This is a genomic window from Nostocoides japonicum T1-X7 (assembly GCF_001046855.1).
GTDB lineage: Bacteria > Actinomycetota > Actinomycetes > Actinomycetales > Dermatophilaceae > Nostocoides > Nostocoides japonicum.
In genome coordinates, this window is the sequence record NZ_HF570958.1 from 5,026,008 (window position 1) to 5,027,407 (window position 1,400).

Below are 1,400 nucleotides of genomic sequence, written 5' to 3' on the forward strand. Positions count from 1 at the left end.
GGGCCGCCGACGCGTTCGGCGCGGCATACCGGTCGGACGGTGCGGGGTACGACGCCGAGGACCGTGTCCTCGTCCGGTTGGACCCCGCGTGGGTGCGGTATGCGCCGCTCACGACGTCAGGCGTCATCGTCGGAGCGGCCGCTCTCGGCTTCCTCGCCAACATCCTCAACCAGGCCTCCGACAACGTGTGGCAGGAGGGGTGGAACTACCTGCGGTCGTGGTCGTTCGGCTGGGCGCTGACCGTGGCGATCCTCCTCGTCGGCGTCCTCGTCGGGGTGTCTGTCCTCGCCGTCCTCGGCTATCTCCTGACGAACTGGGGGCTCGTCGTCTCCCACAACGCGACCGGTCACTCCTATCACCTGCGGCGCGGGCTGCTGACGACACGCGAGACGAGCATCGACGAGAGCCGCGTCCGGGGGCTGGAGGTGGGGGAGCCGCTCGGGTTGCGGCTCGCCCACGGCGGGCGGCTGGCGGTCATCGTGACCGGCCTGAGCAAGAAGACGCAGTCCGCCGCGACGCTCGTGCCCCCGGCTCCGGCCGAGGTCGTCGCCCGGGTGGGGGAGGACGTGCTCGGCGAGTCCGGACCGCTCACCGCCCCGCTCACCGAGCACGGGCCGGCCGCGCGGCGCCGCCGTCTGACCCGTGCCGTCGTTCCCGCCCTCATCGTTCTCGCCGTCGTCGCCGTCCTCGTCCTCACGCTGGACTGGCCGGCCTGGCTTCTCGTCCTCGGTATCGTCGTGATCGCCCTGGCCGTCCCTCTCGCCCGGGACCGGTATGCCGCGCTCGGCCATGCGATCGTCGGCCCCTACCTCGTCGTCCGGTCCGGGTCCTTCACGCGGCGCCGTGACGCGCTGGAGCGCGACGGCATCATCGGGTGGAACGTCCGGGCCAGCCTCTTCCAGCGGCGCCAAGGCGTCGTCACCCTGACGGCAACGACCGCGGCCGGCCACCAGGAGTACACCGCGTACGACCTCCCCGAGGGCCGGGCCATCGCCGTCGCCGACGAGGCGACGCCAGGGATGCTCAGCGAGTTCCTCGTATAGCCAAAGGTCCCACCGAGCCGTCGGTCGGGATACCTCGACTCGGGGGTCTTCGGTCGGGTCGAGGGTATGTGGTGACATCGCGGTGGGGTCGGGTTACCTCGACTCAGCGAGGCTTCCCGTTCGGTGGAGGTATCTGGTTACCTTCTGGCGGTGTTGAGATACCTCGACTCGGGGGTCTTCGGTCGGGTCGAGGTATGTGGTGTCGTTCTGGTGGGGTCGGGTTACCTCGACTCGGGGGGACCTCGGTCGGGTCGAGGTGTCTGGTGACGTGGCGGTGGGGTCGGGTTACCTCGACTCGGGGGGTCCTCGATGGGTGGAGGTATCTGGTGACCTTCTGGCGGTGTTGAGATACCTCGA

Annotated in this window: 1 protein-coding gene; it reads left to right on the forward strand. The window is 70.1% G+C overall.

Going from position 1 to position 1,400, the window contains the following annotated elements; all coding sequences use genetic code 11:
* On the forward strand, window positions 1-1,043 hold a 1,043-nt coding region (locus tag BN12_RS22675), incomplete at its 5' end, for a PH domain-containing protein (RefSeq protein ID WP_048555765.1).
* Between the last annotated feature and the right edge of the window lie 357 nt (window positions 1,044-1,400).